The sequence below is a fragment of the Flammeovirga pectinis genome (assembly GCF_003970675.1).
Classification (GTDB): Bacteria; Bacteroidota; Bacteroidia; order Cytophagales; family Flammeovirgaceae; genus Flammeovirga; species Flammeovirga pectinis.
On sequence record NZ_CP034562.1, the window covers coordinates 4,078,959 to 4,097,984 of the forward strand.

Here is a 19,026-nt window from a genome sequence, read left to right on the forward strand (position 1 = left end):
CCCAATTGCATAATGGATGCGTTTATATATAATATTACTTTATAGTACTATTTTCTGTATTCGTTATTTTCTTTTTTGTTTTAACAATTAGAAAATAATGGGCTATTAAATAAGTCAATTGAATGAGCTTTTTCATAATTATTATTTTTGTTACTTACACACTAGAGACAGCTAGTTTTGGTAAGTGGACACCCCTATTTAAATCTATTTGGAATTAAATTTTAGCTTAGTACTTTTTTGAAAAAATTTCAATTTATATAATTGCAATTTGCAACTAAAAGTAAGTTACAGATTTCCATTAAATAAGATAACAATCAATTACTTAAGTTGTATTTTTCTACTAATCTGATTTGTTTTTGAAGATAAAACAAGGATATAGTTTCCTTTAGGAAAATTATGAGTAATAGTACTCCTTCCATTAATTTGAGCTGATTTCAATCGTTTGCCATCAAAATTATAGATACTAATTTCATCAAAATAATTATCTATTAGGTGTATTTTACCTACTTCTACTCCAATTTTTAAAGTTTGCTTTTTGTTTGTCAGTTGTAATGGTGTATCTGATTCTAAACGTACCGAAAACCTATCATTATATGTTCCTCTACTTAAAGAGAACGTAGCACTATCCGTAGATAGATTGTATCGTTGACTGTTCTTTTTATCATATAAATAAATTTGTAAACTATCTAAATTTTCTGAATTGTCTAATGCAAAAGTTATGTTCTGGTCTGTTCCAATCTGTACTCCTAACATCACTTCCTTATAGCTAATTGATGTTGCGTCTAAGCCTTGAATAACATAATCATCTGTATCATTTGTAATCTTAGAATAGAAAGAGAAATTTGAGTTTCCTTTTAATTTTTTAATATCATACCCTCTGTCATATCTATCTTCTGCATCATCTAAAAATGCAATCAGTATCTGGTTATACTCATTACGTTCGGTTGTAGCACTTAAATGAAATTTGGCTATATCCGTAGTCGATCTTTGAGGTGTATCACTTTGCATTTCTGGAGTAAACACAACATCACCATCAGAATTAGCACCTACAAAGAAACCCTCTGCAACATTTACAATTCCAGTACGATTGTAATATTTCACTCCTCCATGTACATAACCAAGTTCTGGATGCCATGTAGCATAATCTCCATTTATAAAATTTATTGACGCCAATGTATCTTGCTCCCAAAAATAAAGTGCATTTGTTGTAATGTTACTTCCTCTTGGCCCATTTTCAATGAGAAATAATTCTCCATCTATAGGCGAGATATATGGATTACCTACTAAGTTAAAATCTATAGTGGGTTCACTGTCTACAGAACTATAAATTATTCCTGTGTTAGGAATACCTCTAATGCCTTTTGATGCAAAACTATGTGACGAATATCCTTTGCCTACTTCCATTAAATTAGAAAACGGAATCCAACGGATAGCATCTAAATTATAACTTGATGTGATAGATACCCGAGGTTCAAAATACGTTCTATTACTCCCCCAATTAAATACTAACGATGTAAATGGTGTAGACCAATGCTGATAATTTTTTGTATGTCCATTACCTTGTATTTGATAATCTACATAGCCTGTTCCTGTTGCTTTATGACTTCCTTTTAAAGAAATAAATTGATCAGAATCTAATGTAATTATTCCATTTATTATGAGATGTTCTTGGATAGATAATGCTCCATTTGTAGTAAAAGACAAAGCACTTCCAGCACTTAAATGGAGGTTTTTAGCTGAAAAAGTTGAGTCTAGTACTAGGTCAAGTTGTTTACCAATAACTGCATTCTTTTTGTTTGTAGGTGAGCCATTCGACCAAGAATTTCCGTTAAACAAAGTATAAATATCCGACACTTGCCAACTAGATGTAGACATGTTTACCAAAGTACCAATTTTACGGTTATTAGTATGGTCAAAAAGGTTAGTACCAGAACCATTATTAAAATTGTAATAACTCACTAGGTTACGTTCAGACCCACTACTTTCTGAGAACATGCTGTTGATAATGTCTAATTCTGATTTCTCTACAGACCAAAATTTGAGTTCATCTATCTTCCCATTAAAGAAGTGTATTTTTGTAGATGAACTCGATTCACAACCAATAAACATTGGCTGAGCTCCAATTCTTATCGTACCTCCTGTTTTCCCTCTATCGTGTGTATCAACATTTTCTCCATCTACATATAACTTGAGTTTTAAGCCGTTCCAAGTAAGTGCAATATGATGCCATCCTTCAAAAACGGAAGGTAACCTGTATGTTGCCTTTCTGTATTTTTTATCTACATCATCAAATATCTCTCCTCCTATTTCAGTACCATTTAAAAGAATAGCCACACCGCTATATTCTGTAGAACTTAATACTTTTTGTAAACTAGAAAGTTTCCAATTATCAGCATTTACCCATGTTTCTATTGTGAATGCAGATCTGTTTGGAAAGAAATCAGTATCAAAACCTGGCATTTGTACATAGTCATCCATACCATCAAAATGCAATGCATTTCCAGGCTCATCGTTTTCAAACTGAATCACAATGTCATTCGTAATAGCATTAACGACATGACCATTTGTCTCTCCAATGAAGGCATTATCACTAAATGATAAAGACAAATCTGTAATTTTATCAGAGATATTATGATAACGAGCAGTACCATCTAGAGTAAATGTTATGGTCGAATCATTTACTAAAACAACTTCTTCTGATAATCCTTCAGGTATATTATTAAAAGTGATTTTATTTGCTGTAATCACATCACTTGTAAAAGTATCTTTTGATAAACGTAAGGTTAGTGTATTGCTAATTCTACCGTTATTAAATGCATTTTCTGTAAATGTTTTCCCATTAAAAGTAATGATTGGATTATGAAAATCTATGCGAACATTAGACAATGTATTCGTTCCTACTTCAGAAGCGTTTCCTCCACTAAAAGCAGCATCTAATAATGTTATCTGTATTGAATTGACACTATCACTTTCTGCATGTTCTGTAGCTGCACCAATTAAAGTTATTTCTAATGTTGATGTGTTTTTTAATACCGCTAAACCTGTAATTCCATTCGGTAAATTTGATATTGAAAGTTTATTAGTTGCTATAAAATTTTCGTTTACTTCCCCAATAAATTGATCTCCTGTTAAAGCAATTGATATTTTGCCATCTATAATTCCATTAGTTTCCTCCGTAAAAATAGTATTACTAAAACTAACCGTAGGATTATTGAAATTGATACCAATATTTGTTCTATTATAATTAATTACTCGGTCTGCTTGACCATCAATAAAAGCCGTATTTTGAAACTGGAAGGTTATTTCATTACTGTTATTAGAAGACCTATGTGCAGTAGCATTATCTGTGTAAGAGACCAATAATTCTGTATCTGATTGCTTAATTGCCTGTACTCCTAATCCACTTGGTAAATTACCAACAAATAGTTTTTCTTCTTGAATGTAATTTTCTCCGTCGGTACCTGTAAAAGTACTGCCTATTAGTGTTATTGTAAATGTCTCTGAGATTGCTCCATTGTTATCACTTGATTCTGTAAAAAGAGAATCCGAAAAGGTTAATTTACCTGTAGGGCAAACAAAAGATTCTCCAAAAACAACATCAAGATCAATACCAGCATGGTTAACACTTCCATCAGATACAAATTCTAATGTATAGGTAACTCCAATTTCTCCGGTAAATAATGAGGTGTTTGTAGGCTGACTACCACAAAATGTATTCTGAATTGTTCCATCTGTACCAACGCCTTTAAATATTGTAAGTCTGTCGTAACTACATCCTGGGCCAGTTTCAATATCATACGTTCCGCTAATAATTGTTTGTTTACCTACCTGACCTATAAGCACTATCGTCCCTTCATCATTCCCTAGGTAATTTCCATCATTACCTCCAGAATCATAGATCTTTATATTACAATTTTGATTTACAGTTTGTGAGTTTTCAACATCAAAAACAACTTGAGATTGTTGTGCAAAACTAGGTAAACTTAGTAAGCCAAAAAAGAGAATTATATAGTGTTTATTTATTGATATCATTAATACGAGTAAAGAAAATCATCTTTTGCTTTAATACTATTTAGCCTATACCTAAAACACTATTTATAGACTACTTAGCGCGTAATCCATAAATAGTATCTTACTTTCTTTATTCAATACATTTATAAACAGGTAAATACTTATTCTTTTATAATTTTCTTTCTAACAAGTGTATTATCAGAAAGGATTTCGACAAAGTAAACACCACTTCTTAAGTTATCTGTAAAAGTGATTGTGTTGTCATTTACTGTAAAGTTATTACTGATATCTCTACCATTAATATCTCTTATTTTTATTCCATCTATAGTAAATTCAGTTTGTACATTTAACTGATTTTGAATAGGATTTGGATACATGACTATTGCTTTTTCTAAAGAAGAAACGGTACTTAAAACAGTCCCATTAGCCATTGTTAAATGATAATTTGTTATTGTTGCCTCGTCTTCAGAAATAACTGTGATTGCTAATGGATTACTGAAATCATAGGTAGCTCCAGATGTAGCAGCAACTTCATTATTAACAAGAAATTTTGCACCATCGCTAATACTAAATGTTGGTGTAAATACCGCAATTGATGCATTACTCTCAGCAATTGTTACTAAAATACTATCGGCACTAATTGTAACATTTGCGTCAGTAATTCCATCTATAACTACACCTGCTATTATTGCACTTTGGTTTAACCTAGGGTAAGCAATACTATACGCATATGGACTTTCTCCAAGTTGACCATTGTCAATAAAATCTGCATTGTAATCAATGTTGTACACACTATCATCTTCAGCAGAATAAACTTTAAAGCTAATCGTCTCTGCTAAATTATTGGTATACACCGTAAAATCCGAAACGTACCTCTCTTGGTCGGAAGAATAGACTAAACTACCTACCCCTCTAATTTCATCATTCACAAAAGCGGCAACTTTATCAGTAATATTATCTAAGGCTTCTCCATTTATTGTAACAAATGATGATACCTGCATTTCGTGTTGAAAAGAAGCTGCATTTACATGCTCTGGCGCAACAACAACTTGTACTGATTGAGTTGCTGAGCCATCTTGTGAAACCACTACAAATTCTTGACTATTCGAAAAATCGTAAGCCATCCCTGCCGTTGCAGCACTAGAACCATTGTATTGTAACGTTGCTCCACTACTTAATTCAAAAACTGGCGTAACAGAAGTGAAATCTGTACGGTGAAAATCTAATTCGACAAAAACAGTATCTTGAGTATATGTTACATTTCTGATCAAATTACCATTAATTGATAAACGTTCAATTTCAGCGTTTGATGAAGTTGCAGATGTTGAGAAAATATAAGGACTGGCCGTGCTACCTAAAACTCTATTTCTTTCAAATGAAACATTCTTTAAAACTGTTGATACTGTCTGATTACTTGCTGTGTAAATTCTAAATTCAATTGCTTCATTAATAATATTTGCATAAACATGTAAGTCAACAAAGTAATCTTTTTCTAAACTATCATAAGTTAATTTTGCTTTTCCTCTACATTCATTACCTACAAAAGCGGCTATATAATCTTCTGTGTTTTTTCTAAATCCAGTTGTTAATAACTTTCCTTTAAAGGACATCATATTTGAGAAGTCTGATGGGGTAACCTTATCATTATCTACATCAATATAGATCGTTGTAAACGTAGACTGGTCTGCTGATAATATTTTAAATGCTCTACGTTCCGATAAATCATAACCGTTACCAGAAACTCCTCGAAACCTATTGTTATAAACTATGTGTGCCCCTACGGAAACATCAAATACAGGATTTACATTGCTAAGGTCTACATTATAAAATGGGGTGTGTACAAAAACTGTATCACCTACAGTTGTAATACTATCCACATTTAAATTAGAAAAAGTTACTCCATTAAATGTAGCGTCACTGCTAAGTGTAGGACTTGCAATACTGTAAGCTGATGATGGTAAACCTACGTTACCATTAATTGTAAAAGGGAGTGTTTCTTGAATTGTAGTTTCTGTGTCTGAAGATTCATGGTAAACTTTAAAAGTTATGTCTTCAGTAATTGTATTTGAGTAAAGGGTGATATAGGCCAAATGCCTATTCACGGCACTAACATAGACTAATTGTGCAACTCCTCTGCATTCATCATTTACGAATGCTCCAACAACATCATTTGTACTTGTAAAATCTGTACCATTAACATTCACAAAAGCAGTGACGTTCATAGTATATTGATAGTTGTTTGGGTTAACAGTCCATGTGGGTACAGCAGCAAAGAGTAAATTACTCCCTAGCAAAAATGCTAGGGAGAAAATACTCAGAATAGTTTTATTAAATTTCATAGTTATCTCTTAATCAATCTTTTGGTAAAGATACCCTGATTTGTGATCACTTCGACAACATACATTCCAGTTTTGTAATTATCTCCAATAACTACTTTATTTATTCCAATGTTGCCTTGTGCTTCTTGCAATTCTATTACACGTCCGTCAACAGTGTATACATTAACTCGGTAATCAGTTCCTAGAACTAATTCGAATTCTAAGTTAAAGTTAGTGCTAGAAGGGTTAGGGTAAACTCTAAATTGCGAATTAGCAACCGGTTGCAGATTTGCAGAAATGATATCTCCTAACTGTATAGGCGTTTGGTAATCTCCATACACCTCATCTGCAGTAAATTCAAATTCGTCTCCTACGTTTTCGAATGCATTTCCATTATGAATAGAGTAATTTAATTTCTCTCCATCGTTTGCAAATACTGAGATAAATGCCAGGTTTCTACCGTCTATTTCGACAACATTTCCTATACCTCTTACATCATGGTGTTCATTGTTATATACATACACTTTAGAATATCCATCAGGAACTTCTACAACTGTACTCATATTAAATTCATACGCATTATGTACAAAGTCAGCAGATATATCTGGTGTTTGCTGTGTAGAACGTGCATTGGATATTACTTTAGGATAAGAGAAATCTTGAGCAGAACTGTTCGATAATAACATGTATCCTTCTCCAGTTTTCATAAAGTTTAAAGTACCTACCCATCCACTAAATTCATCGTAAACAGCAAATGTATTGTGTCCTTTAATAACGTCTCCGTTACTTGCATCATAATAAGCCAATGCATCGTTAACAGTTAAGTTATTATGTACAGGGTACGGTAACCAGTTCCAACCTGTTTGCAATGATAATGCAAACGATTCTACATTTACCATCTCACCACTTATAATAAGATCATTTGCTTGGCTCATTTTCATTTTATACATCTTCACAGTAGACATTCCACTATTTGATGTAATTGACCCTGACCAACCAATAGACTCATCGAAGATATCGAATGCAGCTTGTTCTACAATTCTATCTCCAGTAGTTAGATTTAACTGCTTTGTAAGTGTATCAAGATTATCTAGATTAGTATCATCTACTGATAAAGAAATCCATGTCCAGCCCGCATTTAAAGCAAAACTTTGCTCCATTGTATTGGTATTCGAGAATATTGCTGGATTTGCTTTATTACCAGTAATCTTATCTTGAATAAATACAAGGTTTGCATTTTCATCAATCTCTGCATCTAGAATACGACCTGTTGTTGCATCCCAAATTTTAAAAGTGACTTCTTCGCCTGAGCTCACATTAGAATATACATTTAAATAAAGGAAGTAATCATCCCAATTTTTATCATATACTAAATGTGCTTCTCCTCTTGCTTCGTTGTTTACAAATGCACCAATTTTAGTATGTTCATCTTCGGCAAAAATAGCGTTAACTTTTATCTTACCTACAATGTTCATATTGTATTCATAATCACTTGCAGTAACTGCCCAATTAGGAGCATTTTCTAATACTCTTAAATCAAACTTGATCTTTTCATCGTAATCATAATCTGTATCTAAATACAAATCAGTGCTGTATTCACCTACCGATAAGCTTGGATTAACAGATGCTGTAATTACTTTTTTACTATCCGGTCCTAATGTTCCAGTAGTTTCTGTAATGTCTAACCAAGTAGGCACATTTTCTATTGTAAAAGGTTGATCTGTACCTCCCATATTCTCTATAGTAATATCAAATGATTTTGATATGCCTACATAGTTTTGGATAGATAAGAAATCTAAACCATTATTTACAGTCCATATAACTTGATTTTTACGAACGTAAGCAGTCCAAGTAATTGGCGATGCCTGACGGTTTCCTTTTTCATCAAATAAACGGCTTACTGTAATATCCAATACTTGTCCTTCTAAAGCAGACCAGTTACTAATTACTGGTGTAATAATCATTTCATCCTCATTAATGATATAATTCACAGCAAACATCTCTAAATGACGTTTTGGTTTAATTGCTGGAGAATCTTTATCAAAATTAGGAGAACCTGCGTTCATTAAACTTGTAGATGTAGCCACTATTTCATTGTTAGACATATGATAATATGTTGGTGCTACACCATCTACAGGATCTGGCTCGTTCATTTGTAAATACAACATTAAACCAGTTGTAGAGAAATCAACCTCGTAGAATCTATCTCTGTCTAATTGTTCTTTAGCTCTCGATAAGTTCCATAATCTTAACTCGTCTATCTGACCTGTAAAATGTCTATCCACTTCATAAACGCCATTGTTTCTAAAACCTCTTGCACCTACAAATATTCTACTACCTGTAAATCCACTGATATCATTAGATATATTTGAAGAAACAAGGTCTGCATCTACATACGTTTTTAATGCACCTAAACGGTTAAGAACTAAACCAACGTGATGCCATTGTCCATCAACAATATCACCTGTAAGTTCGTAAGATACTCCCTCGTTTTTAAGGTATAACTTCCCATTTGTATGTACATCTACCGACCATTTATTTGCTGTTCCGTTCGCCTCTATAACATCGGTTCCATCACCTTTACCATTAGAGAAAATCGTTGCGTCTTGAGATTGATCCATTTTTACCCAGAAAGATAAAGATAAATCCATCTCATTACTTATTTGAACAAAGCCTACATTATCAAGCGTTAGATAATCGTTATTTTCAAAGTTATATGCAGTGCCTTTAGGTCTAATATCCCATTCGGCATTCATAAATCCATGCTTATTACGTGCTTTATCATTTACAACATTATCACGTCCTTCGTTCATAGGCCAGTACCCTTGTAGGCCTCTTTCTGAGCCTAATAAAGTAGAGTACATTTTAGCGTATGCTTCAGAAATAGATAAAGCTTTAGACCATAATCGAACATCAAGAAGGTTACCTTTAAAATCACTTCCTCCAAATACTAGATTATTGATATTTTGTACGGCAAAAGCACCCGTATTTGTAACTCCTAATTCAGTATCGTCTTGGTAGATACGCATTGTTCCTGTTCCATCTCCATCATATACAAAAACATAATGGTGGAATAATCCATCTGTAGCAATTGAACCCGAAACCGATTGCGGGCTACTACCCTGAATAGTCCATGTTAAGGTGTTACCAACTAAGGTAGCATCCATACCATTTTCTTGTTCAAAAATAACTGCACTTGCTTCGGTTGTTAAATCCCTCATCCAGAATTCTAAAGTAAAAGCTTCCGTACTTATTGACGGTTTCTCTAACGTTACTTTATTTGTTGCTCCTTGGAAAAATACAGATGTACCGTGACTGATCTCTTGATCATTAGTCTGACCTACAATTTCTATATTACTGATAGCAGAGTTGTACAATACATTTTCACTGAATTGCATTCTTAAATCTTCTCCTGCACTTAATATTCCATCTGCTGGAGAAGGAGTACCAAACGCTACAGGAATATTTAAATCCACTTTACCAGACACAACATTTGATACATATTCGGTACCATTACTACAATAAGAAATTGCACGAATATCATAGTCTCCATCACTTAAACCTTCTGCTCCAATATCCCATGAGAAGGTAATATTATCGGCATCCATTAAAGTGATTTTTTGCTCATCTGCATCTACAGCAGTAGTATATGCTGTTTCATCATTGTAATAGGTATGTAATCTAGACCATGTTGGCGATGTAGATTTTCTGTATTCTAAACGCACTTTTTCGAATGAATTATAGTTACGAGAATAATCTCCTAAAACAATTGGCATTGAGTTCGTACTACCATCATCATTAAAAGCTGTAGAAGCATTCATAACCCATTTATCTAATGGTTTTTGAACTTCTATTTTAGTACAAGATGGTACATAATGTAATGAAACATCAATTGTATGTTGTAAATCAGAACCTTCACAAATAGATTCTAATACAATTGTAAGATCTTCATAATCGTAAACATCTGGTTTCGATTTCTCAAAATAAACCGTATAAGTTACTGGCTGATCGTGTGGCACTTCTAATGCCACTCCGCCAGATGGAATATTAGAGATAATGTTATATGGATTGGTTGTATTATCAATATATAACATGAAACTTACGTTCTCATTTAGGTCTGCATTTGTTGCATTCTCTAAAGTTAATTCAATAATTCCCTGCCCATCTTCTGGTATATTAGAAAGGTTTACTACATCTGCAGAGATTTGTGGTTTTTCAATTTGCTGTGTAGCAATTGATAACTCAGATCCACCTGCACCAATAACGCCTTCTTCCCAATTTTGATGGTCATAGAAATTAGAGATTGTTGCTCCCTCCCATGGACAAGATGTTCTACCTGCCACAGTTCTAAAGATTGGTCCGTTACCATCAAAAGCATTTACTACATCAATACTCATATAGTTATCAGTATCGTTATCTGCAATTGTGTAGGAGAACGTAGTAGAGGTTGCTTGTTCTAAATCTGTAGCTCCTGCAGAACTGAAACCAGCACTTGCAGACATTCCTAATTCAAAACCTGTATCATTCGCTTCTATACCTAAAGTGTAAGCAAAAGAAGTTTCTACATCTACACCCCAAGCAACAGAATTTGCATTTGCTGTAAATGTACTAATTGATCTTTCAAGACCTCCAACACCATAATCTATAGAGATATTATCGCTAAACTGACTGTTTACAAAATTTGCAAACTGTACTCCTCCTTCTAAAACTCTATCAGAAGATAAAATACTTGATTTTAGAGCCTCTTGATCATTAAATGCTAAATACTTCGTTTTCTCGTTATTCTGAATAATCTCCTGCCATAATTTAACTTGTTGTTCGTAATCTCTCTTTTTAAGAACTCCAGGTGCTTCTGGATCAATTGTTCCGTTTTCAAGACCAAGAATAAAGCTTTCGTATTCAGGAATTAAAGTATTTATAATGTGTTTCTGAGAATAAATGAAGAATGTTTCTGATGGTTCCTCATTAAAATAAATTGCTTTTTGTTTGTTCAAGAAGACAGTTGTTGTATTTCCGTCTTCATCATATTTTACAAACTCTACATTATCAATACCTTTTACTAAAGTATCTGTAGCCATCAATTTATTATATGATCCATATTGCAAGTTGGTAGACTGGCCGATGTATAAATCGCCATCTGCACCAACTAAATCTTCACTTGTAGAAATGGTTTGACTAAACGAATATGTTTTTGTTACCGCGTCTGTATTTTCTGCTGAAGTACTTACGCTTAAACCTGCTTCAATATCGTTTGTAATTTCCGTTTTAATTACCGGACCTGCAAGACCACCACCTGCTTCGATTGTTGTACCTAAACTAAGTTTAGAATTAAATTCTGTACCAACAGAACCACCTAAAGTTAGAGATTCTGTAATACTAATTTCTGTACCTTCTTCGATAGATGCAGAACTACCTGTACCCGGAGGGTCTCTTAGAATAATATCTGGAACATCTGGCGCTGCGGTAACAAACATCTGAGATCCATCTGGCTGACCTCCCAAAACAATACCTTCTTCTAAAATGCCGTTCGCCACATAATCAATTCCTTTTATTCTTAAGCGCATGGCCATAGAACGTCTAAAAGGAGCAACTACTTGAGGTAAACCTGCTGTAAATTGATACACTGTTTTGTTACTTTGGTTCGGATCTTTTACAAAACTATCTGAGCCTTCTAACGCAACATTGTTATTTACAATATACTGACCATCTGAAACAGGAACTTCAAAGAACTCACTTGTTTCTTTGTTTTCGTATTCCTCAAAAGCAATTAGATCAATAGTATATTCCGCAAATTGTTCGTAAACAGGCACTTTATCTTCTGTATCTGAAGAAGGAGCCACTAAGTAAGCATACGTTTGGTTTTCTGCTCTTAATTTAGGGACTGCTCTATAGATAAAATTCTGAATAAAGTTATATGGTTCAGATTGTAAACCTTCTGTTTCTGTTCCATATTCTGATGTTTTCTCTCTTGTGTAACCAGCATAACTTATTTCTTCATTTCCATTTAAAATAAGAATACTTGGGTTACTAGGGATTACAATACCTGTTGTCTGATTAATACTATAATCTAATGGCATTAATTCAGCCTTATATTCCCCCGTTTCTGCATTTGTAAAATAAGTTGTCGACAAATATCCTGTTGATGGATCTGCTCCATAAGGTAGATAATCAAACGTTATTCTCGCAGTACCAAGGTTATTTACAGAAGATACTTCTTCTTTGTATGCCTCATCTGTACCTGCATTATATTCATATTCTACTTTTCCATCAAAACCAAAACCAATTGGCTTTTCTGCTTCAATCTGTCCACCAACAATTCTACCAACAACTGTTACTCTAGTTGTATCTATAAATGATTTTGGTGCTTCGATATGCTCAAAGAATTCATGGTAACCTTCTACTGGAAATCTACCTCCATGAACTAAACCATGACCTTCTTTTCTTACTTCAATAAAGTGGTTACCAATAGGAACATTAATTTCAAATAAACCATCTTTTCCTGTCACTACAGGTAGTTTATTTTCATCAAGGATCATTGTACCATCTACAAAGATATTTGCTCCATCTAAAAATACTTTTGGATACTCATAAAGCTCACCTAATTCGTTTTCAAAATAGTGTCCTTTATTGTATCTAATTTTAGTACCATCAACAGTAACTAAATATTGGTTGTAACCATCTTCTTCAATTTGAGTAACGTCTTCTACTTTAGCAAGAGGTTCAAAGTTTCCTCTAACATCGTAATAAGCAATACCTCTAAAAATAAAAGATGATATATCTGTAAAATCTAACTTATTTACTACTTCTGCTCCTTTACCAAGGTAAACTACTTGCTGACCTGGATCGAATTCGTGCACGCCAAACAAAGGAGTTATGGCATAAGATCCACCATCTCCAGAATATGGAATTGATGCAATTACATAGTTACCATACGCATCTGTAACACCAAAAATTCCTAACTGAGAAGTTGTAGGAGCATCTGCTGTCCATGTAGCATTATTTAAGAATGAATGTCTTTCGTGATAAGAGAAACCTTCTTTAGATAAATCATAGGCATAATCTCCTGTACCTTCATCAATTCTTAAATAAACTTCTAAGCCTTTTTCTATACCGCTTAAATATCTACGGTAGTTCTTTTTAACCTCTTGATCTGTTAATGGAATACTCCAAAATCTAACATCATCAATGTTACCGTTAAAACCTTCACCAACTCTAAAGTTAACATCAGAGTCTACAAACTTTGTAAATACTTTATCAGCTGTATTGTTACTTACCACTATACCTACCATATCTCTCTTTTCTGGAGAAATACTAAGAATATAATCGTCATTTAGAAGACGACCATTAAAATATAGTTTTGGTGTTTCATTATTAGGTAAGACTAATGATATATGGTTAAACTGATTCATGACATTATCAAATGTCTCTAAAACATCTTCGCCAGAACCATCTGCAGCACCTGTAGGTAGGTAGTTACTTAAATGATATCCAATCTCATCTGATAATAAAGGAGATCTTAAAACCATTTCAAAACTATCACCATCTTTTGTATAGATTAACTCATAATATGTTGTGTTATCATATACTCTAAATATTGTACCTTCACCGTTTTCAGTTAATCTAAACCAAGACTGCAATGTATAATCATCAGAGATATTTTCAACATCTACTTTAGATTCTACATAACCATCTCCATCTACAACTACACTATGTGCTGAAAGAACAATGTCTCCACCCTGAGGTTCTGCACGTACAATTACATTTTCTACCGGATTACCACCTTCAAAAGCTATGTTACCTGAAACTGTGGCCGTTGGATTTCTAAACCCTACTCCTGTAATGTAATTGGTATATTTGATTGCTAGTTCTGCAACGCCTTCTGCTTGTACTTTATATTCGTAAAGTACTCCACCTTCCACATGCGGATCATCGTAGAAGTAAGTATCAGCACTTACAGTAGCTAATAATTTATAGTTTTCGATATCATCTTCATTTGTAATATCAAAAGGTCTACTATAAACTTTGAAACTTGTAATTACATCTCTATTGCTACTAATATCCCATGATATTGCAGTTTTATCGCTGAAATAACCCTTTGAAACATTAAACGAACTTCTTGTGAATGTTGGTGTTGTGTAAAAAATATCATAAGGAAAAGCCATATTCAGCCTACCCTCTCTAATTGTTTCACCATCTGTTAAATTCGTATCATCCTCTCTGTAAATATCATAGCTTTGTTCTATGTTATAAGGCAAAATAGGATAACCCACATGGAAGTTTACATAATCCCCATTTGAATGAATTGTTTTTCTTTCACCTGCAAATACCCCTTCCACAACAGTTACTTGAGGTTGAGACGGGTCTGCTCCTTCATCTCTTGCTGGAGAATTACCAGAAGAAAAACCATCTATATAATCAACCTTTATACCCGACTTATTTGTCTGAGAAACTTGATTAACGGTTGCATCAATAAAAACACCATTAAGAAATGACACTCCAATGTTGCTCACATCATCTGTACTCACATGATTTGCTGCAATACCATTTAATTTTAAATGAACCTCTGTAGTAGACTCAATAATGGCATAGGCAGTTAAACCATCTGGAATATTGGTAAATATAACAACACCTTTGGATACTAATTCTGTTCCTTTTTTACCATTAAAGATAACATTATTAGCTGTTACTATGATAGCATTTTCTATTGATCCATTGTTAGAATGGCTCTCGTTAAATTTCAAGTTAGACCAACTTAAACTTTTAGAAAATAGCGTCTCTTTATAATCTATTGTTCGATATTTATCGATTGATTCCACTTTGGAAGTGGTTGTCTTCATTGTAGGATCATTTGTAGAGTTATCTAGATTTTCATCGTTATTACTTCGATGAAGGGTATCTGATATACCTACTAATCCTGGTAATGAAAACATTAGCAGTAATAGTAATTTTTTCATTGAATTTGGGTCAGTTCTATAGAAGCTATCACTTTGTGAACCTTTATAGAGTTAGTAATAAATTAGGTTTACTTAAAATTGTAATTTCTATTACAGCTTGATTATGTATGTTACACCATAACTGGCAGGTTTGTTTTCTGAACCACTGTTAGCCGTAGGGTTACCAGAATTACCTGACATATTATGGGCGTGATCACCTTGTGTATCTGTTTGATACGAATCACTACCGTAACCATATCCACCAACATCAACGTTAACTTTACTATGAGCACCACCTGTATATTTATAATAACTATGTGAGTGGGCACCAGCATTACTCAATACATATGTGCCTACTGAATGATTGTGATTTCTAACTTGATCTTTCTCGTAATTATTTAAGTTTGGTCCTGTTAAAAATTCGTCACTACTATTTTTATAAGCACTACTTGTACCTGTACCTCTTAAGAAGATACCTCTTAAATCTGGAGCATTATCCACACCTAATACATCTTTTAATACTGTACCATTTGGAACTGAACTTCCATCACATAAAATCCACCCTGCTGGTGCTGATGCACCTACATAAGGCATAATTGAACCTGCTGGTGCTCCATTGGCTGCTTGGTAAGCATAAGGAACATAATTAAAAGGTTGATCTGAAATGATATTTGTTTGTCCATCGTTGGTAACTGAAACAACAAGTTTAAGGTTACCATGTCCATAAGGAACATCAGCTATATCACCTGATTTATTATCTCCTTGTCCAATTACATGAGAGAAGACACCGTAAGTATCTGTCTGTATTGATTTTGCTTCACTATAATAAGTTGTTGATCCATTACTGCTTTGCACAGAAAAAGAAAAACTTAAAAGTTTATCACTTAATGCAGCATGTCCTGCATTTCGAGCCACTCCTTGAATTACAAATCCTTGAGCTATAACTAGGTTACTTGCTAGTATAAGGATAATAGTGGTGAAGAATCTAGATAAATTAAGTAGCATAAAATAATATTTAGTGTTAATGATTGGGTGTAGTAATACTTCTGTTATTTATAACAATACATAACGAACAACAGTTAATGGTTAAAATAAATTCATTAAAAATTTATTTTTTTTCATAAAACGGAAACTATTTCATTTTTCTTAGAATAATCACATGATTAAATTCGATTCTGTCAATTTTAGCAAAGTATAGTAAGATAAAATCTAATTAGTCTTAACGCATTGAACTATCCTATACATTTTTTTGTCTGAAATTATGTAGACCTCTATTTAAGTATTTCTTAAGTCCTTTAAGCTATTAATAAAGAACATACGACATACTATTACTCAAAATTTGCCCAGAATAAATTTAGCACAAATGAGAAATTTTTTACTCACCAAAATTAGTCTTGCAATATTTCTTATCACACTATCATTAGGGTGTTCAAGTACATCTGATGATTCACCCGGTCCTACTACCAATACAAAAGATGGAGGGACATTATTGTATATTGATAATACCTCCGAATTTGAAAAAATTGATATTCCTGATGGTTTCAATTATGAAATGACGTCAGAAGTTACTTTTACAACTTCTCGAAAAAATGGAGTGGGTAAAATAGTGTATGCTTTTTACACCATTGATTACAATAATACACACACATTCATAGGGAAAGCATTATCTAATACAGACGGTGTTTTAGAATATAAAGTAAATATTGCTGGTTACATTGAAAAAATATATGTAACAATGAGATACAGAGGTACATTATATTCCAAAACAATTGCAAAAAACTCAACAAATTTACAAATTATATTTGACGAAAACTCTACACAAGTAGAAAGCTCAAATACGAGAACAAAAGCATGTAATGATGTCATATATGCAGTTAATAATTCTGGACAAGCATTTACCATAAACATTGGCAACAACACTGTAGATAATGTAACTTCTTTAGCGGAAGGCGGTAGCAAGGCAAGTGCAGTTAATGCTGCAGGTGATAAGTTATATTATGATATCAACGGCTCTATTTACACAATGGATATGAGTAATGTGAATGGTAATGGTACATTAGTTGACAACTCTGGTGCTCCATTATCTCCACCAAATTTAAACAGTAATCAATATACAGGACTTGAATATATAGCTGACCAAAATATCTTAATTGCTTACAAAAACAAAGAATTATACATTTTAAGCCCTTCTAATTACAGTATTGTTAGAAAACCTACAATGAGTGGTTTTAACGGTAGTGATACAGGTATTGATGGAGATGTAGCAATTGATATTGCAGGAAATTATTTCCTTGCAACAAATTATGGATTGTATTCTATAAATTTTGCAAGTGATTATTCTACAGCTGCACTAACATTAATTACAAATAGCAGTTTCCCATACACAATCACAGGTATAGGTTTTGATAGTGATAATATATTATATGCATCAACTGATGATATTCCATCAAAATTAATCACAATAGATACGCAGACTGGTGTACATAATGTTGTCTTTACTCTTCCAGGTAACATTGATGATTTTTCAATATCAAGATGTGATATAGTCTCAATAGATACTGATGGAGATGGGGTGGCAGATATTGATGATACTTACCCTAATGATATAAATAAGGCATTTAATAACTTTGCTCCTGCAGAAAATGTAAACTCTTATTTAGCTTACGAGGATTTGTACCCAAACAAAGGTGATTTTGATTTTAATGATATCATTGTTGAATATAATGCGAACCTTATCACGAACGGCAACAATGAAATCACATTTATCAAATTTAAATTTAAAGTAAAGTCAGTAGGTGCAGCAAATCCATCGGGTTTTGCAATAGAATTACCAGTTGAAGCAGCAAAGATTAAATCTGTTACAGGCATGTCGATAACTGCACCGGGTACAATTAATCTTGAAACCAATGGAGTAGAATCTGGCATACCGGCAAATAAAACCGTATTTGCTGTATTCGATAATTCCTTTAATATTTTAAGTCAATCTGGTAATGTAAAAGCGAGTAGCCTTATTAATATAACAGTAGAATTCAAAACTCCTGTAGCCTACGCTAGCTTAAACCAAGTACCTTATAATCCTTTCATCTTTACACAAGGAGACAGAGCAAACGAGGTACACTTACCTGGTAAACAATATACAGTTAAATTTAATACCGATTTATTATCTGCAGGACAAGATGCTGGTAATTATAAAACAGCTCAAGGACACCCATGGGCATTACACATTCCTGTAGAATTTGCCCCTCCAAAAGAAGAAGTGGATATTACTACAGCTTATAAGAGGTTTAATAGCTTTATTACATCAAATGGTTCTCAAGATATTGGTTGGTACACAAACCAAAGTGGTAACCGTGATGATGAAAAATTAGCCTATTAACTCGTAACTCTCACTGCCCAATACACCCAAGAACCCAATAACTATCATGGTAATGAAACTCAAAAAAATTTCATCCAATATATATTATATACTTCTTTTTACTCTACTTAGTACTTCTTCATTATTTGCAAATGATTTAAATAAAACTGCATTTAATGAAATTACTAATCCAGGTTTAAAATGGTATGGAACAACATTTACAGAAGCTGATGAATTAATAGGAACATTTACTTTCTCTGTGTATGTTGATGCTATTGGGGGGTAGAATTTGCTGCTCTCATTGATGGTGATGATGATTCAATTTTCGATTTAGACGGCATTGAAGACGATTACGTACAACTTGGCTACGCTTCTGTTACAAATGTACCAAGTGGATTACGCTTAGATG

General features: G+C 33.3%; 6 protein-coding genes. 2 read left to right on the forward strand and 4 right to left on the reverse strand.

What is annotated here, in order from left to right; all coding sequences use genetic code 11:
• Nucleotides 1–318: 318 nt before the first annotated feature.
• From EI427_RS16470 to EI427_RS16485, 4 genes are all read right to left on the reverse strand, one after another.
• Nucleotides 319–4,032, reverse strand: a complete 3,714-nt coding sequence (locus EI427_RS16470; protein ID WP_126616780.1) for a LamG-like jellyroll fold domain-containing protein — start codon at nucleotides 4,030–4,032, stop codon at nucleotides 319–321.
• 140 nt (nucleotides 4,033–4,172) lie between these two features.
• Nucleotides 4,173–6,350, reverse strand: a complete 2,178-nt coding sequence (locus EI427_RS16475; RefSeq protein ID WP_126616782.1) for a T9SS type A sorting domain-containing protein — start codon at nucleotides 6,348–6,350, stop codon at nucleotides 4,173–4,175.
• A gap of 2 nt (nucleotides 6,351–6,352) precedes the next feature.
• A complete protein-coding gene (locus tag EI427_RS16480) occupies nucleotides 6,353–15,283 on the reverse strand; it encodes a LamG-like jellyroll fold domain-containing protein (RefSeq protein ID WP_126616784.1) in 8,931 nt (2,976 codons plus the stop codon).
• A 90-nt stretch (nucleotides 15,284–15,373) separates the two neighbouring features.
• The gene (locus EI427_RS16485) at nucleotides 15,374–16,267 is read right to left on the reverse strand and encodes a tail fiber protein (RefSeq protein WP_126616786.1); all 894 of its coding nucleotides are present in this window, start codon (nucleotides 16,265–16,267) and stop codon (nucleotides 15,374–15,376) included.
• Between the two features lie 358 nt (nucleotides 16,268–16,625).
• On the opposite strand from EI427_RS16485, the gene EI427_RS16490 reads away from it, so the two are divergent.
• Together EI427_RS16490 and EI427_RS16495 are read left to right on the forward strand one after the other, a co-directional pair.
• Nucleotides 16,626–18,638: an LruC domain-containing protein gene (locus EI427_RS16490; RefSeq protein ID WP_126616788.1), complete on the forward strand. Its 2,013-nt coding sequence runs from the start codon at nucleotides 16,626–16,628 to the stop codon at nucleotides 18,636–18,638.
• Between the two features lie 52 nt (nucleotides 18,639–18,690).
• Entirely contained in the window at nucleotides 18,691–18,903 is a 213-nt protein-coding gene (locus EI427_RS16495) for a hypothetical protein (RefSeq protein ID WP_126616790.1), read from the forward strand.
• Nucleotides 18,904–19,026: the final 123 nt, after the last annotated feature.